The following is a 15,756-nucleotide window of genomic DNA, read 5'->3' on the forward strand; positions in this document are numbered from 1 at the left end:
ATTTTGTACTTTTTGTGAGAGAGGCCGATGGGGAGGGCTTGTTAATTCGCCTGCTGCTGGAGGAAGGCATGCACGTTGTTGAGCTTGAAGTTCAGCTCGGGGTGCAGCTCGATCATTTCAAACGACAGCGCCAGCAGGCGCTCTGCCTGCAACGCTGCAAAGTGGGTGGTAATGACTTCGAACAGCTTTTCAGCGACCTGTTGGCGTGTCGCTAGGTCGCGGCCATGGCCTACCTTCAGGGTCATGTGTACGAAGGCGTAATCGTGTTTGCCGTCGGCCATACGCCACTTATCCAGTCGAACGCCTCGGCTACGTATTCCCCCCAGCGGAAATACACCACTGTTCCCAAGAGTTGCGTGGACTTTTTCAAAAAGGCCCGGCAAGTCGGCCTGTTGCTCGATGTTGTCGGTGTATTCAGCAATAAAATGCGGCATCGTGCCCTCCTGGGTGGTAGTTGCGCTGAGCGGCGGGCGCGCCCCTGCCGCTTGAGCGAATTTAAAGCGGGAAAATGGCGTTGATCTGACCGGTTCCGGAGCTGCCAAAGGGCTCCGTGAGGACTTCGACTGGCTTGTTGTAGTCCGGACCACCCAGCAGACCTAGGAGCATGGCGGTGTCGTGCATCTTGCCTTCGCCGAAGCAGTGTTCGGCGTAATCAGGAAGCATCGCGCAGAATTCTTTGAATCGACCTTCACGCCACAACTTGACCACGTGCATGTCGACCTGTTTGTCGAATTCGCGAGTCCAGTTGTGGATATTGGCTTCCGCCTCTCGATCGTCAGAGAAACGATGCGACAGAGATCCGGAGGCCAGCACCAAGACTTTGCGGTCGCTCTTCTCGATTGCACGGCGTACGGCGGCACCGAAAGTGAAGCTGTCTTCGAGGCGATGCCAGGCACACCAGGCCGCGATGGAAATTACTTTGAGTTTTTCGGCTGCAGGTACATCCATGTGCATGTAGCGCATGGGCACCAGGGTTCCGTATTCCAACTCCAGACTCGGGATGTTATGCGACAGCGTACGCACACCGGCTGCGTTGGCTTCCTCGGCGATCAGCTGTCCGAGTTCCGGGCAGCCTGGGTAGTGGTAGACCATATCCTTGATGAAATGCGGTAGTTCATTGCTTGTATAAACACCACTGAAGTGCTCACCGTTGTTCACGTGGTAGCCGCTGTTCACCAGCCAGTGGACGTCGAACACGACGGCAGTGTCGGCACCCAACTCGCGCGCACGACGGCCTATTTCCTTATGCCCTTCGATAGCGGCGGCACGGCAACCGTGGTGTTTACCCGGCAGCTCAGACAGGTACATCGACGGGACATGACAGACTTTTGCAGCCAGGACGACTTCGCCCATGATGATTCTCCTGAAATTATTCTTGTCAGTTCAATTCAGCGGCCAATGAAAACTGCGATGAGCGCGATGCGCGCCTAATCGCAGCCTTCAGTAGCGGCTATCGGCTGCTTAGAGTCCCCAGCGAGGGATGTGATGATTGCCCATGGAAATGCAAACGTTCTTGATTTCGGCGAAAACTTCGAAGCTGTATTGGCCACCTTCGCGTCCGGTACCGGAACCTTTCACACCACCGAACGGTTGACGTAGATCTCGCACGTTCTGGCTATTGATGAATACCATACCGGCTTCGATGCCGTAGGCCAGGCGATGGGCCTTGCCTATGTCCTGGGTCCAGATGTAGGACGCGAGGCCGTACTCGGTGTCGTTCGCCAGTTGAAGGGCCTCGGCTTCATCCTTGAACGGAATCAGGCACACCACCGGACCGAAGATTTCTTCCTGGGCAATGCGCATTTTATTGTTCACATCGGCGAACACCGTCGGCTGGATAAACTGACCTTTGCTCAAGTGAGCTGGCAGGTTCGCCGGACGTTCCAAGCCACCGGCGAGGAGGGTGGCGCCTTCTTCGATGCCGATCTTGATGTAGCCGGTGACCTTGTCGTAGTGAGCCTGGGTGATCATCGAGCCGACTTGGGTTTTCGGGTCTTGAGGATCACCAACGATCAAGCGTTTGGCACGTGCCGCGAACTCAGCCACGAACTGCGGGTAAACACTTTCTTGAATGAAGATACGGCTACCAGCGGTGCAGCGCTCTCCATTGAGAGAGAAGATGGTGAACAACGCCGCGTCGAGGGCGCGCTCCAGATCGGCATCTTCAAAGATGAGCACAGGGGACTTGCCGCCCAGCTCCATGGAGTATTTTTTCAGGCCGGCGGTCTGCATAATTTTCTTGCCGGTAGCGGTACCACCGGTGAAGGAAATCGCTCTTACGTCTGGGTGCCGTACCAGCGCGTCACCGGCAGTAGCGCCATAGCCCTGAATGACGTTGAGCACTCCGTTCGGGATGCCAGCTTCGACAGCTAGGCGACCCAGTTCGTTGGCCGTCAGCGGCGAAAGCTCTGACATTTTTAGGACGGCAGTGTTGCCCAGCGCTAGACACGGTGCAGTCTTCCAAGTCGCTGTCATGAACGGCACATTCCATGGGGACACCAAGCCGCAAACGCCCACTGGTTGGTACAAGGTGTAGTTGAGCATTTGGTCGTCGACAGGGTAACTATGACCATCCATGCGGGTGCAGACTTCGGCGAAAAAATCGAAGTTGTGCGAAGCACGCGGAATCAACACGTTCTTGGTCTGATGGATCGGCAGGCCCGTGTCCAGGGTCTCCAGTTCGGCCAGATGTGGAACGTTTTGCTCAATCAACTCGCCAAGTTTACGCATGAGTCGTGCGCGCTCTTTGGCTGGGGTAGCGGCCCATTTAGGAAAGGCCTCCTTGGCCGCGGCCACTGCTTGTGCGACTTCTTCCGCACCCCCACTAGCCACTTCGCCAATCGCTTCGCCGGTGGCCGGATTGTAGTTGGTGAAAGTATCTTTGCTTTCGACCTCGCGGCCATTGATCCAATGTTTGATCATATTGCTCAAGCCCCTTTACGTGCGGAGAAAAAATCCGCTTCGCTGACAATTCGATTAACGAGGCGACCAACGCCTTCAACTTCAACAATCACTTCATCACCCGGAACTACGTCCGCAAGCCCTTCCGGGGTGCCGGTGGCGATCATGTCGCCGGGCTGCAGGGTCATGAAGCTGGACAGGTATTCGATCAGGTAAGGGATGTCGAAGATCATGTCCTTGGTCGAACCTTCCTGGCGCAGCTCACCATTAATCCAGGTGCGCAGTTTCAGATTGCTCGGATCGGGGATATCTGCAACATCGACAATCCACGGACCGACCGGCGTCGTGGCATCACGGTTTTTTACCCGCAGATTTGGGCGGTAGTAGTTTTCCAGGTAATCGCGGATCGCGTAGTCGTTACACACGGTGTAACCCGCCAGATAGCTCAGCGCATTTTCACGCTTGACGTTGCGTGCAGGCTTTCCGATGACCGCAACCAGCTCGCACTCATAGTGCATGTAGGCAACGTTGTCAGGTCGCCAGGTAATCTGATTGTGTCCGGTATAGGTGCCCGGTGATTTTACGAACACCAAAGGTTCGGTTGGCGGCGCGAAGGCGAGTTCGGCGGCGTGATCGGCATAGTTCAGGCCAAGGGCAAACATGTTGCCATTGGCCGGCGGCAGCCACTCGACCTGGTCTTCGCTGAGGGAGCGGCCATCGGTTAGATGCACAATGTTGTCCGCATCAACTGTGACGGAATGTGTTTGGCTTTCGAATCGGATACGAGCGTGTTTCATACGGTGCCCTCCTGCTCGGCAACGATGACATTGGTCAGGCATCCCAGACCTTGGATTTCTACGTCTACGCGGTCACCTGGCAGGACATCGACACGGCCAAAAGGCGTCCCGGTGATCAACACATCTCCGGCATACAAAGTCATGAACTCGCTGATTTCGGCAATAAGCTGAGGAATCTTGCGTACGAAGTTTGCGGTTGAGTCTTCTTGTCGAAGCTCGCCATTGACTAGTAGCTGCAGGGTCAAGTCATGTGGATTGGCAAGCTGATCACGCGGTACGAATTCCGGGCCGATAGCGCAGAAGCCATCGCGACATTTTGCTTTAACGGCAGGGCGGTAGTAGCTCTCTTCCGGAAGGCTGAATTCGTTGACGATGGTATAGCCAGCAACGTGATTCAGAGCCTCGGCAACGCTCACTCGACTGGCATCCTTGCCGATCACCACCCCCAGAGCCGGGCCAGGTTGCAATGAAATTCCTGCACCGGGATGCACCACGGCACCGCCATGTACGTTGCGCGTGTTGGGCGTCTTGATGAACAAAACCGGTTTAACAGGCGGCTTTTGATACGGCGGTTGTTCGAATTCAGTAAGGCGCTTCAGTAGCAACCCCTGGTAGTTCAGCGCTACACCGAGCAGGGTGCCGGTCGCAACGTCATGCAGGGCAGGGCTCATGCTTCTCTCCTGGCAGTGGCGGGACTGGAGGTGTCCAGCCTAATTATTGTTAACATGTTATCGTTATAGTTAATATGTTAATGATCGTCAAGCGCCTTATCGTTCATGGCGGTTTACTCGCAACGGGTGCACCATGGTGGCGGGGATGTCGGGACTAAAAACAATGAGAAGTGTGTGATGAGCGATCGGTATCCAATTCCTAACATCAACATCGGCCAGGTCTACGATCAGCGCTACAGCGATAGCGAGGTGCATTACGATAAGCTCGGCAACCTGGCGGGTTTCTTTGGGCGCAACATGCCCGTGCACCGCCACGATCGATTTTTCCAGGTGCATTACGTCAAAAGCGGAACGGTGAGGGTCTATCTTGATGATCAGCAGTACGTTGAGTCCGGCCCCATGTTTTTTCTCACCCCTCCGACGATTCCCCATTCTTTCGTGACTGAGGCGGACAGCGATGGCCACGTGCTTACCGTTCGCCAGCAGTTAATCTGGCAATTGATCGAAAGCGATCCCGGGCTGGCATTGGGTCCACAACTTCCGCCTGCCTGTGTGGCGCTTGATCACCTCAAGCCTGAGCTGCAAAGCGAAGCGCGGCGTCTGACATTCCTATTCGAAGAACTGCGAGGGGAAATGAGCAGTGGGGCTGCCGGTCACAGTGCGGCGGTGCTAAGTCTGACTCGACTGATCATGGTCAGCGTATTACGGCTGTGCGCAAACCCTCTCGAAGCCACGCCCACGCGACGTGAAGACTTGCAGATCTTTCATAGATTCAATGCATTGATTGAAGAGCATTATCTTGAGCACTGGGCGCTTGGCCGTTATGCGCAGGCCATTGGTGTTACCGAAGCGCGGCTTAACGACGTCTGTCGACGTATTGCCGATTTGCCATCCAAGCGCTTGGTGTTCGAAAGAGTCATGCAGGAAGCCAAACGCTTGCTGTTGTTCACGGGAAGTTCGGCAAATGAAATCTGCTACTTGCTGGGTTTCAGGGATCCGGCATATTTCAGCCGTTTTTTTCAGCGCAATGCAGAAATGACGCCGGGAGAGTATCGTCAGCGACACTCGGGTTTTCGCTAGCGACGTGTATTTTGGATGGCTGCATAATTGCATGGACTTGACCACCAATTTGCATTGCCACTGACCAGTCATTTGCATCCGTGCTGACCAATCGTTTGCATTCGACCTGACCAGCACAAGACATCGTGACGACCGTCAGAGAACGGCCAAAAGCAGCCCGGTCGCAGGTCGCTTCGCCCCCGATTTAGACGTCCACGAAAGCGCCTCCTAACTCACGCCTTGGGGCATTTACATGCCAGAAATTTCGATATTTACTTCCGGGTAGTTGAAGGGCCAAAAACGACGAATCCCGCTCTAGGCGGGATTCTCAGCCGTCGATTGCATGCGTTCGAAGGGGCAGGACACTGTTACCTGGCACTGGGCCATCTGACTTTCATCAGAAGAGGGGTGCGATCTGAAGATCCCTGTAACCACCCTGTGGTTCACGCCTAGGCGCAGATGAACAATAGTCAACCCATAATCGCTATGTCAATTCTGCTGTCACCTCCTGGATCACCTAGATTCACCCCGATAATCCCTCAGCCCCCGGTTCAGAAGTCTCTTAGCAGCAAGAACTGGCTCTTCGCCGGATCGATACGCAGCGGAAAACTGGCTGCGGCGATCATGAGCTTGATCTAGTCGACGCGGCTCAACGGGCATAATCCGTATGCCTAGGTGGCTTGGCCGGACGCTTACGGACAAGGCGCAGACACTCTTGCTTCTGCGCGCTATACCCGCAAAAGCCTAGATCAGAGCGGTAGCTTCTGTAGGGCTCAACTCGTCGACTTGTTAACCTAATTTTTGCACTGTGAACTCGGTAGTTAACAAGACAGAAAAGTGATTAACACCGAGGTGGCGAATTGCGCTGGTTTTCATACCTGTTTGCATTTTGGGTAATTGCACGGGCTTGCCCACCCATTTGCATTCGACCTAACCAGTCATTTGCATCGGATTTGACCAGTACGATTCGTGGGCATGACCGGCAGAGAACGGCCAGAAGCGGCCAATGGACAAACTGCTGGTATTTGATCCGGCACCTACACTGACTCAGAATCTTGCGCTTGCTACACCAATCCCGCTTTGCAATCGGAGTCTGTTACCTATGGTGAGGTTCGGTGCTGTCGTTCTCTTGCTGTGTCTTTCCGCATGCGGCTCAATCGAGCACACATCAAAACCAGCGCAGTCGATTGACAAGGTACTTCTTGCAGGTAGAGGGGATGTCGTGTTGCGAATAGATCGAGAGCGCAATCTCGAAAACGTAGTCGGCAAAGCAGACATGTGGGGCCGTAAAACGAAGGAAGGTTTTTCGGAGATCCGCTTCGCGGGCATAGAGCCATCCGGAGTTGTCGTTCTATACCGGAAGGACGTGGACATTCTCAGCAACGAAACAACCCTCACTCGGACCCCAATGTCCGTTACGTCCGGTTCAGCTACGACAACAGGCTCCGGCACTGCGAGCAGTATGGGCAACACAACTCTCGTCTCAGGCAGGGCGCAGACCACGGCTTCGTCCACAACCGTCAGCTCAGGAACTGACTATCACCTTGCCATACCTGGCGACACTGTTGCCATCCGTCTCGCCCCAGGGGAGAAACGCCTGCCAGTCTCTGGCTACGTCATAGAGGTGCTCGCTGCATCTGCGAACTCACTTGAGTACCGCGTTACTCAAAATGGGCAGTAAACGTGCCGCTTATCGAGTCATTGCATCTACATTCTGCTAGGGCTGGCTTCGCCAGTCTCCGAGTACTTTCTAGTTCACCTACAGACCACTTTGGGTCGTTTTCAGCCAGTCGCGACAGGCAGAAACCGGCCAATAGCGGACACTCTTCGTAATGAGAGCTTGCTGTTTTCGGCCTGGTTACAAAGCTCAATCGCTAGTCGTTAGGCACAAATCAATTCCCTCTAATGCCATCTGAAGCTTCTGCCTGAGTGTTGGGAGTTCCGATGCAGTAAGCGCATGCCTTCTTCCTGCCATACCAAGAAACGCAGCCAGGGCAAGGTCAGAGTGCTTGACCAGTGCCACCAAATGCTCGCCTCGCGGACCATTACTGCCGGCCAGCCAATTCTTAACAGTCCGCTCGTTCGCGTTCGTCCAACGCATCAGTGTTTTCGTCGCCTGATGCGTTTCGCCGAGCTCGGTGTGAAGAGCCCTAGCGATCTCCGCTGCATATTGTTTTTGAGCCAGAAAAGAACTGCCCGTTTTCGTGAACATTTTTCTCTCCCCGGTCTTCTACCTTCAATAGAGCTATTTCGAAAACGCGGTGACTGATCACGGCACTGAGGTCGCCCCAGCAGCCGTGGGTTAGATTGAGGATGGTGTCGATGCACACGCTCATTGACGCGGGTGATGCTCACAATGAATCAAGCACGACCTTGGCAGCCGCGTATGTCCGCATGTCCACAGAGCACCAGCAGTACTCGACCGAAAATCAGCTCGACGTCATTCGCATTTATGCGGCTACCCACACGCTTGAGATCGTTAAGGTCTACACGGATATGGGCAAAAGTGGCCTTCGCCTGGAGGGACGAGATGCACTGAAGCAGTTGTTTTTCGACGTGGAGACCGGTCGTGCCGAATACTCAACAGTCCTTGTCTACGATGTCAGTCGTTGGGGCCGCTTCCAGGATCCAGACGTTAGCGCCAGTTATGAAGTGCGCTGCCGCCAAGCTGGTGTCTCCGTTCAATACTGTGCAGAGCAATTCACCAACGACGGATCGCCGGTCTCCAATATCGTCAAAAGCGTAAAGCGGATGATGGCGGGCGAATACAGTCGGGAACTGTCAGTAAAAGTCTTTGCGGGTCAATCTCGGCTGATCGAGCTGGGTTATCGTCAGGGTGGCCCGGCAGGCTTCGGGCTAAGGCGGCAATTAGTCGACAGTACTGGTTCACCCAAAAACGAACTGAGTTTAGGTGAACATAAAAGCATCCAAACTGATCGTGTGATCTTGGTACCCGGCCCACCTAGCGAAGTCGAAATGGTGCTCCACATCTACCGATTGTTCGTGGAGGAAGGCAGGAGCGAACGTGAGATCGCTGATTGGTTGAATGCTCGCGGCGTGCTCAATGACCGCTCTCGATTGTGGTCTAGAGGCACTGTGCATCAAGTGTTGATCAACGAAAAGTACATCGGCAATAACGTCTGGAACCACAGCTCATTCAAACTGAAACAGACGCGAACACAAAACCCACCTGAAGAATGGGTGCGAGCTAATGGTGTCTTCAGCCCGATTGTCAGCTCAATCCTGTTTCAGGCAGCCCAATCGATCATCCAAACGCGCTCATACCGGATGCCCGATGACGAAATGCTGCACGTATTGAGGGCCATCTATGAACGCCGAGGTTTTTTGTCAGGGCTTGTCATTGATGATGCGGAAGGGTGTCCCTCAAGTAGTGCCTACCAGCATCGCTTTGGAAGCTTGCTCCGCTGTTACTCCCTGATCGGATACACCCCTGCGCGGGATTACCAATACATCGAAGCCAATAAACGGCTTCGCAAGATGCACCCGCTACTGCTTGAGCAAACGACTATGAAAATCGCAGAGGTAGGAGGCCATGTTGCGGTTGATCCAAGCACCGATCTCATGTTGGTTAACCAGGAGTTGTCCATTTCCCTCGTGCTCTGTCGCTGTCAGGTCTCCACAGCTGGCTTTAAGCGATGGAACATTCGTTTCGACTTAGGCCTGAATCCTGACCTGACCGTCGCCGTACGGATGAAAGAGCTCGAAGAGGCAGCCCAGGACTACTACATCCTGCCCAGCATCGACATGGAAACACCTCACCTACGCCTGGCGGAGAGCAACCAGGCTAGCCTCGAGATTTACCGGTTCGACACATTGGATATCCTTTCGGAACTAACGCGCCGCGCTGATTACAGGAGGGTGGCATGACAGCTATTCAAACCCCTCGCAGAGCCTGGATGCATATCGCGGAAGTGTCGACGATTCAACTCATCCCACTGGAAGATATCCGCGTACTCAATTCTCGGATGCGCAACAAGCAGGTATTCGCCAAATTAGTCGAGAACATCTCGGCATTAGGGCTGAAGCGTCCGATCACGGTGGCTCCCACGACCAGCGGCACTGAGGCATTTGAGATTGTTTGTGGCCAAGGTCGCTTTGAAGCATTTCAAGCATTGGGTGAGAAGAAAATCCCCTGCATCGTGGTGAGTGCCAGTGAGGCGGATCGATACCTGATCGGCCTTGTTGAGAATTTGGCACGCAGGAAGCATTCCAATCGCGAGCTCTTGACTGCGATCCAGGTTCTCTCGGAACGTGGCTACACCTGCCAGCAGATAGCCGGTAAAACCTGTCTTGATAGTGGCTACATACAAGGCATTCTTGTGTTGCTACGCCAAGGAGAGGAGCGGCTTATTGCTGCTGTCGAGAAAGGATGGCTGTCCATCAAGCTGGCGATAGACATTGCCCGCTCAAAGGACAGTGACGTCCAACAAGCCATGATAGATGCCTACGAAAGCGGCCTGCTTAAAGGCGAGCAGCTGATGAAGGTACGCCGTCTGATTGATAAACGAAAAACCTTCGGCAAGCAGTATGGGCAAATGCCAGCAAGCACAGAGAAGACGACTCCACAGAAGCTCCTTAACACCTATCAGAAGGAAGTTCGGCGCCAGAAAGTGATGATCAAAAAGTCCGACATCAATGAACAACGACTGCTGATCATCGTTACGGCCATGCGTAAATTAATGGCTGACGAGTACTTCAGCACCCTGCTTCGCAATGAAGATATCCCTGATTTGCCAAAGCCCCTGGCTGACAGAATATTTGGGGAGAAGCAGTGATGGCAGAGATCAAGCAGGCATTTGAGCAGCGCGTCATTGCGATTCCGGTTGAACAGATCCTTCCATCGCGAAAGGTCGAGCACTTGATCGCTGGCAGTAAAAAATACGCGAGCATTTTGAGCTCAATAAAAGAATTAGGCGTTATTGAACCATTGGTGGTTCATCCCAAACAGGTAATAGCTGGAGGGATATCCTCGTTCATGCTTTTGGATGGACACCTTCGGCTCGAAGCGCTGAAGTTCCTTGGAGCGACTGAAGCGCTATGCCTGATTTCTACCGATGACGAGGGCTTTACCTACAATCGGCAAATCAACCGACTGACGCCGATACAAGAACACAAGATGATTGTCTCTGCGTTGAAAAAGGGTATCGAAGCGTCTCGCATTGCTACGGTGCTAGGGATCAATGTGGATCGAGTCCACGACAGAGAAAATTTATTGCGTGGCATAGCCCCAGAGGCCGCGGAAATGCTCAAGGTTCGCATGGTACCGCAGGACGTATTTCGCTCCCTTCGTCAGATGAAGCCTATTCGCCAGATTGAAACGGTAGAAATGATGATCTCGGCCAATTGCTTCACCAGAAATTACGCTCGAATGGTGTTGGCGGCGTCTCGGCCTGAGATGCTAATTGAACAGAAAAAAAAGCTAACCCATGAGGTCAGTGTGGTGGACATCGCTCGCATGGAGCGGGAAATGGAAAACCTGCAGCATGACTACAGACAAGTCGAGGATACCCTGGGAGAAACTATGCTGGTCTTAGTTGTGGCTAAGGGGTACCTCATGCGCCTACTTCGCAATCAGGCCATTGCCCTCTACCTGACTCATCACTACGCAGAACTACTCGAAGAGCTGGTCTCGATAATGGAGGCAGTTACTTCAGATGCCCGGCAGCTGGAACGGGAATAGCGCCCCGGAATTGAAGGGCTACTCTCTTCATTTCCATGGAGGAATACGATGTCTAACGCAGACCTGCTACCTTTGCTGCTATTCAAAATTAACCGAAACCAGCTTCCCTTGAGGCCACCATGCCAGAACTCACGCTTTGGGTCGATAGCTGGTGATCGTGAATGAAAGGTCTCACACCCGAGCTCCCAGTCATTTGTGTCAAGGACAGTTCTCTAAGACCGCCGTACACGCATAATCGCATCCGTAATCGCTTTAGCATTTATGTCTAGTGTTTCCATGGCCACGGCTGCGTTAACTGCAACTCTCTCTACTCCATTCTCTGAAAGCCACTTGGTGATTTCTTCTATTGCCGCACCTAGGGCGTGTTGGTTGTGCACGATTAAGGTCAGAGCATCTGCCGTGGCAATCTTGCATTCTGATTTGTCTGGCATGACGGTCGTCCTTGATGAGTGGTTCATGGAGCCTAGTTCATTTCGCTGCTGACTAAGGCTGAGTAGGTAATCGCTCAGCCCCCCGTTTGTTCGCCTTAGCCATGTCCTTTCTAGCAAAAGCTTGAGACATGGGCAGAAAATTCTTCTCAAACACATGAAAACGTATGTCTGCTTTTTTGCTGCGCAGACACATGAGGGGGCCACTAGACGGACCGATGAGCATTAACCCCTAATCCTGCTCAGATTCGCTCACTGCGGACAAACAACAATCAATCGCACTCACCGCCCGCATCAGATCATTCCTCAATGATGGAAGGGTTGTGCGCATTATGTAGCTATTTCGCTTGGCCATCTCGAGGAAGGTCGCCAATACAGCATCTGAGTGCTGTACAAGGCGCGCAAGATGTTCCCCACGAGGTCCACTAGTTCCTTTTAACCAGTTTTTGGCAGTCCGCTCGTTTGCATCCGTCCACCTCATCAGTGTCTTCACGGCTTGGTGCGTCGAGCCCAACTCACCTTGTAACGCCACCGCCAGCCCCGATGCATATTCTTGTCTGTTCGGAAAAGTTTTGCCCTTTTTAGGAAACATTTTTCCCCCTGTGATCCTCTATGGTTGGAAGACACACCGCTTGCTTGAGTAGCCAGCAAAAACGTGGACGCCCCAACGGCGCACGTCCAGTGTGGATGCACGCAGGGGGCTAATGCGTATGCGCAGTCGTAAAAGTGCTCGTTCGGAAAACACCCGCCAAGACCCAGGTTTGGCAGCGGCTTATGTCCGGATGTCCACAGAGCATCAGCAGTACTCGACTGAAAATCAGCTCGACACAATCAAGCTCTACGCAGCGGCGCATTCCCTCGAAATAGTCAGAATTTATACCGACGCAGGCAAGAGTGGCCTTCGTCTGGAAGGACGTGATGCTCTAATTCAACTGTTTAGCGATGTTGAGAGCGGCGCGCTCAGTTTTTCGACCATTCTCGTCTACGACGTCAGCCGCTGGGGGCGTTTTCAAGATCCGGATTTAGCGGCCAGCTTCGAAGTCCGTTGCCGACAAGCCGGGGTCTCAGTTCATTATTGCGCGGAACAATTTTCCAATGACGGCTCACCCGTTTCTAACATCGTAAAAAGCCTGAAGCGAATGATGGCTGGCGAGTACAGTCGGGAACTGTCCGTCAAAGTCTTTGCGGGACAATCTCGCCTCATCCAGTTGGGCTATCGACAGGGTGGTATGGCCGGCTACGGGCTCAGGCGTCAGTTGGTAGACGCGCTTGGCAACCCTAAAGCGGAACTGGCGATTGGCGAACACAAAAGCATCCAAACCGACCGCGTAAAGCTTATTCCTGGACCGCCGGACGAGGTTGCAACCGTTCATTGGATCTACGAACGATTTGTTGAAGCCGGTTATTCGGAAACGGAGATTGCGCAACAACTGAACAGTCGAGGACTCCAAAATGACTTAGCCAGACCGTGGACCAAAGGGGGTGTCCATCAGGTCCTGACCAACGAGAAGTACATTGGCAACAACGTCTGGAACCGGTCCTCCTTCAAACTTAAACAAGAACATGTGCGGAATGATCCAGACCAATGGATACGGGCGGATAGTGTCTTTCCTGCTTTAGTCGACCGCGTACTGTTCGCCGCTGCCCAAGAGATCATCCAGTCACGCAGCTATCGCATGCCCGACGCCGAAATGCTTGAACGGCTCAAAAAATTGTACGAGAAAGCGGGTTATCTATCGGGCCTGATCATCAATGAGTCTGACGACTGCCCCTCCAGCACAGCGTATCAATATAGATTTGGCAGTCTTCTTCGCACGTACTCGCTCATTGGCTACACTCCTTCGCGAGACTACGACTACGTTGCCGCCAACCATCAACTTCGACTGATGTATCCACTGATGCTGGCTCGAACGGTCGAGCACATTCAGCAAATCGGGGGAAGAGTTGCAATCGACCCAACCAGCGATTTGCTCCAAGTCAACGAAGAGCTACTGATTTCTCTAGTGCTGTGCCGCTGTCAGCGCAGTGGCTCGGGAGCAAATCGTTGGAAAATACGCTTCGATCTTGGCCTCTCACCCGATATCACCGTTGCCGTCCGTATGGAGCCGGGGGAAGAGATCGCCCGCGATTACTACATCCTGCCAACGCTCGATATTCAACAGTCCAACATTCGTCTGAGTGAGTCCAACGCTTCTAACCTGGAAATCTATCGCTACGATAGCCTCGAAGCCCTGGCGCAACTGTCTCGTCGCACTGTCGTGGGGAGAGCCGCATGAACATGCCGCAACACCCTCGAAGCCCGCACCATGTAGGCGAAGCGACGACCGTCCAAATGGTCAGCCTGGATCGTATCCGCGTCCTCAATCCCCGTGCGCGCAACAAACAGGTGTTTGCCAAGCTGGTCGAAAACATTTCGAGCCTGGGCCTGAAGCGACCGATTACGGTCACGCCCAGCAACGACCAAGACAATGCTGGGTTTTTCGAACTGGTCTGTGGACAAGGCCGATACGAAGCCTTTTGTGCGTTGGGCGAACGAGAAATTCCCTGTGTCGTTGTCAGTGCCAGTGAAGCTGACCGGTTTCTCATTAGCCTGGTCGAAAACCTGGCCCGCCGTAAGCACACGAACAAAGACTTGCTCTACTCCATTCAAATCTTGTCTGACCGTGGCTACACCACAAAACAGATCAGCATTAAGACCAGCCTCGATCCCACCTACATCAACGCTATTCTCCTGCTCTTACGTCAAGGGGAAGAGCGGCTCATCGCAGCAGTCGAAAAAGGCTGGTTACCGATCACGCTCGCGACGATGGTGGCTAGGTCGAGTGATACCGAAGTACAGGTCGCGATGATGGAAGCCTATGAAACCGGTGTCTTGAAAGGCGAGCAGTTGATTAAGGTCAGACGCCTGATCGATAGGCGTCGATTTTTAGGAAAGCACTACGGTCAACAGCGATCAGCCGCCGACCAACCGACGACGCCGCAAAAACTTCTGAGCACCTACCAGACCGAAGTCAGGCGGCAGCGAGTAATGCTCAAAAAAGCCGACATCAATGAACAGCGCGTATTGATCATCGTCACAGCTATGCGCCGACTGCTCGCGGACGACTACTTCTGCGCGCTGCTGCGCAACGAAAACATCGCGGACATGCCTAAGTCGCTGGCTGACCGTATCCAAGGGGAGGGGTGATCATGGGCCAGGTAAAGCAAGGCTTTGAGCGGGAAATCATCCCGGTCCCTCTCGACCGGATTCTCCCGACCCGATCTATGGACAAGGATATAGAACAGACCAAAAAATACTTAACGATCCTGACCTCGATTCGGGAGTTAGGCGTCATTGAACCGCTGGCGGTGCATCGGCAACAAACCAATGTGGAGGGGGCGGCGGCCTTCGTGTTGCTCGACGGTCATCTTCGCCTTCACGCCCTGAAAGCACTGGGTGTCCGTGAAGCACTGTGCCTGCTGTCAACTGATGACGAAGGTTTTACCTACAACCGCCAGATCAACCGCCTAACTCCCGTGCAAGAGAACAAGATGATTCTCACCGCTGTCCGTAAAGGCATTTCCCCCGCCCTGATCGCTAAGGTCTTGGGCATCAACATTGAGCGCATCCATGAACGACAACGCTTGCTGGATGGCATTGCACCCGAAGTGGTAGAAATGCTTAAAGTCAAAATGGTTGGCCAAGGCGTATTCCGCACATTAAGAAAAATGAAACCCATTCGCCAGATTGAAACCGTGGAGCTGATGGTTTCCGCCAATTGCTTCACCCAGACCTATGCCAACATGGTACTTGCCGCTTCAAGACCGGATATGTTGATCGAAAAAAAAACGAAAATCACCACCGAGGTCAGCGTTGAAGAACTGGCGAGAATGGAACGCGAGATGGAAAAGCTGTTTCACGATTACAAGGTAGTGGAGGACACGCTGGGGGAGACGATGCTGTTTTTGGTCGTTGCCAAAGGTTATCTGGCCCGCCTACTACGCAATGAAACCATATTGGGCTACTTAAACCGTTGCCATGGAGAACTTCTGGTTGAGTTAACTGCGATCATGGACGCGGTCAGTTCTGACGCCAGGAAGCCTGAAAGAGAGTGATAATTCTAGTGAGCTGAACTCACTTCATCACCGCAGACACTGAACCTATATTCGATCGTTGCTAACTCGCGAATGACCGCAATGGGTCGTTTTCTGCCGGTCAT

At 53.4% G+C, this 15,756-nt stretch carries 15 protein-coding genes; 8 read left to right on the plus strand and 7 right to left on the minus strand.

The window, feature by feature from the left end; all coding sequences use genetic code 11:
* Positions 1–41 precede the first annotated feature (41 nt).
* From BJ917_RS10240 to BJ917_RS10260, 5 genes are all read right to left on the minus strand, one after another.
* Complete coding sequence (locus BJ917_RS10240) at positions 42–434, minus strand: 5-carboxymethyl-2-hydroxymuconate Delta-isomerase (protein WP_121103280.1); 393 nt, start codon at positions 432–434, stop codon at positions 42–44.
* A 61-nt stretch (positions 435–495) separates the two neighbouring features.
* A complete protein-coding gene (hpaD, locus tag BJ917_RS10245; RefSeq protein ID WP_121103281.1) occupies positions 496–1,353 on the minus strand; it encodes a 3,4-dihydroxyphenylacetate 2,3-dioxygenase in 858 nt (285 codons plus the stop codon).
* 108 nt (positions 1,354–1,461) lie between these two features.
* A complete protein-coding gene (hpaE, locus tag BJ917_RS10250) occupies positions 1,462–2,922 on the minus strand; it encodes a 5-carboxymethyl-2-hydroxymuconate semialdehyde dehydrogenase (RefSeq protein WP_121103282.1) in 1,461 nt (486 codons plus the stop codon).
* Positions 2,923–2,927: 5 nt separating this feature from the next.
* Positions 2,928–3,698 carry a fumarylacetoacetate hydrolase family protein gene (locus BJ917_RS10255; RefSeq protein WP_121103283.1) on the minus strand — a complete coding sequence of 257 codons (771 nt, stop codon included), beginning with the start codon at positions 3,696–3,698 and terminating at the stop codon, positions 2,928–2,930.
* The gene (locus BJ917_RS10260; protein ID WP_121103284.1) at positions 3,695–4,369 is read right to left on the minus strand and encodes a fumarylacetoacetate hydrolase family protein; all 675 of its coding nucleotides are present in this window, start codon (positions 4,367–4,369) and stop codon (positions 3,695–3,697) included. Before BJ917_RS10260 ends, BJ917_RS10255 begins: the two co-directional genes overlap by 4 nt.
* Before the next feature lie 177 nt (positions 4,370–4,546).
* On the opposite strand from BJ917_RS10260, the gene hpaA reads away from it, so the two are divergent.
* Both hpaA and BJ917_RS10275 read left to right on the plus strand, forming a co-directional pair.
* Complete coding sequence (gene hpaA / locus BJ917_RS10265) at positions 4,547–5,449, plus strand: 4-hydroxyphenylacetate catabolism regulatory protein HpaA (RefSeq protein ID WP_121103285.1); 903 nt, start codon at positions 4,547–4,549, stop codon at positions 5,447–5,449.
* Between the two features lie 985 nt (positions 5,450–6,434).
* Positions 6,435–7,109, plus strand: coding sequence for a hypothetical protein (locus BJ917_RS10275; protein ID WP_147432562.1), 675 nt, complete (start codon positions 6,435–6,437; stop codon positions 7,107–7,109).
* Positions 7,110–7,295: 186 nt separating this feature from the next.
* On the opposite strand, the gene BJ917_RS10280 is transcribed toward BJ917_RS10275, so the two are convergent.
* Positions 7,296–7,640: a hypothetical protein gene (locus tag BJ917_RS10280; protein ID WP_121103288.1), complete on the minus strand. Its 345-nt coding sequence runs from the start codon at positions 7,638–7,640 to the stop codon at positions 7,296–7,298.
* A 110-nt stretch (positions 7,641–7,750) separates the two neighbouring features.
* Here BJ917_RS10280 and BJ917_RS10285 point away from each other — a divergent pair, with 110 nt between their 5' ends.
* Genes BJ917_RS10285 through BJ917_RS10295 form a run of 3 tightly spaced genes read left to right on the plus strand, consistent with a single transcriptional unit; the run spans position 7,751 to position 11,129 of the window.
* Entirely contained in the window at positions 7,751–9,316 is a 1,566-nt protein-coding gene (locus BJ917_RS10285; protein WP_121103289.1) for a recombinase family protein, read from the plus strand.
* A complete protein-coding gene (locus BJ917_RS10290; RefSeq protein ID WP_256658537.1) occupies positions 9,313–10,224 on the plus strand; it encodes a plasmid partitioning protein RepB C-terminal domain-containing protein in 912 nt (303 codons plus the stop codon). The genes BJ917_RS10285 and BJ917_RS10290 overlap by 4 nt, the downstream gene beginning before the upstream one ends.
* Entirely contained in the window at positions 10,224–11,129 is a 906-nt protein-coding gene (locus BJ917_RS10295; protein WP_121103290.1) for a plasmid partitioning protein RepB C-terminal domain-containing protein, read from the plus strand. Before BJ917_RS10290 ends, BJ917_RS10295 begins: the two co-directional genes overlap by 1 nt.
* 212 nt (positions 11,130–11,341) lie before the next feature.
* Here BJ917_RS10295 and BJ917_RS10300 read toward each other — a convergent pair whose 3' ends face one another.
* Entirely contained in the window at positions 11,342–11,560 is a 219-nt protein-coding gene (locus tag BJ917_RS10300) for a hypothetical protein (protein ID WP_121103291.1), read from the minus strand.
* A 707-nt stretch (positions 11,561–12,267) separates the two neighbouring features.
* Here BJ917_RS10300 and BJ917_RS10310 point away from each other — a divergent pair.
* From BJ917_RS10310 to BJ917_RS10320, 3 genes are read left to right on the plus strand one after another with little or no spacing between them, the layout of a single operon-like run.
* Entirely contained in the window at positions 12,268–13,833 is a 1,566-nt protein-coding gene (locus BJ917_RS10310) for a recombinase family protein (RefSeq protein WP_121103293.1), read from the plus strand.
* Complete coding sequence (locus BJ917_RS10315; protein ID WP_121103294.1) at positions 13,830–14,744, plus strand: plasmid partitioning protein RepB C-terminal domain-containing protein; 915 nt, start codon at positions 13,830–13,832, stop codon at positions 14,742–14,744. Before BJ917_RS10310 ends, BJ917_RS10315 begins: the two co-directional genes overlap by 4 nt.
* A gap of 2 nt (positions 14,745–14,746) precedes the next feature.
* On the plus strand, positions 14,747–15,652 hold the full coding sequence (locus BJ917_RS10320; RefSeq protein ID WP_121103295.1) for a plasmid partitioning protein RepB C-terminal domain-containing protein: 906 nt from the start codon (positions 14,747–14,749) through the stop codon (positions 15,650–15,652).
* The last annotated feature ends 104 nt before the right edge of the window (positions 15,653–15,756 follow it).

The organism is Pseudomonas sp. WPR_5_2 (genome assembly GCF_003634475.1).
In the GTDB taxonomy this organism is placed as follows: Bacteria; Pseudomonadota; Gammaproteobacteria; order Pseudomonadales; family Pseudomonadaceae; genus Aquipseudomonas; species Aquipseudomonas izuensis.

Coding starts and splice junctions, on each gene's coding strand:
- BJ917_RS10275 (WP_147432562.1), top strand. CDS start 6,435: ATGGACAAACTGCTGGTATTTGATCCGGCACCTACACTGACTCAGAAT.
- BJ917_RS10290 (WP_256658537.1), top strand. CDS start 9,313: ATGACAGCTATTCAAACCCCTCGCAGAGCCTGGATGCATATCGCGGAA.
- BJ917_RS10315 (WP_121103294.1), top strand. CDS start 13,830: ATGAACATGCCGCAACACCCTCGAAGCCCGCACCATGTAGGCGAAGCG.
- hpaA (WP_121103285.1), top strand. CDS start 4,547: ATGAGCGATCGGTATCCAATTCCTAACATCAACATCGGCCAGGTCTAC.
- BJ917_RS10280 (WP_121103288.1), bottom strand. CDS start 7,640: ATGTTCACGAAAACGGGCAGTTCTTTTCTGGCTCAAAAACAATATGCA.
- hpaD (WP_121103281.1), bottom strand. CDS start 1,353: ATGGGCGAAGTCGTCCTGGCTGCAAAAGTCTGTCATGTCCCGTCGATG.
- BJ917_RS10260 (WP_121103284.1), bottom strand. CDS start 4,369: ATGAGCCCTGCCCTGCATGACGTTGCGACCGGCACCCTGCTCGGTGTA.
- hpaE (WP_121103282.1), bottom strand. CDS start 2,922: ATGATCAAACATTGGATCAATGGCCGCGAGGTCGAAAGCAAAGATACT.
- BJ917_RS10285 (WP_121103289.1), top strand. CDS start 7,751: ATGCACACGCTCATTGACGCGGGTGATGCTCACAATGAATCAAGCACG.
- BJ917_RS10295 (WP_121103290.1), top strand. CDS start 10,224: ATGGCAGAGATCAAGCAGGCATTTGAGCAGCGCGTCATTGCGATTCCG.
- BJ917_RS10255 (WP_121103283.1), bottom strand. CDS start 3,698: ATGAAACACGCTCGTATCCGATTCGAAAGCCAAACACATTCCGTCACA.
- BJ917_RS10300 (WP_121103291.1), bottom strand. CDS start 11,560: ATGCCAGACAAATCAGAATGCAAGATTGCCACGGCAGATGCTCTGACC.
- BJ917_RS10320 (WP_121103295.1), top strand. CDS start 14,747: ATGGGCCAGGTAAAGCAAGGCTTTGAGCGGGAAATCATCCCGGTCCCT.
- BJ917_RS10240 (WP_121103280.1), bottom strand. CDS start 434: ATGCCGCATTTTATTGCTGAATACACCGACAACATCGAGCAACAGGCC.
- BJ917_RS10310 (WP_121103293.1), top strand. CDS start 12,268: ATGCGCAGTCGTAAAAGTGCTCGTTCGGAAAACACCCGCCAAGACCCA.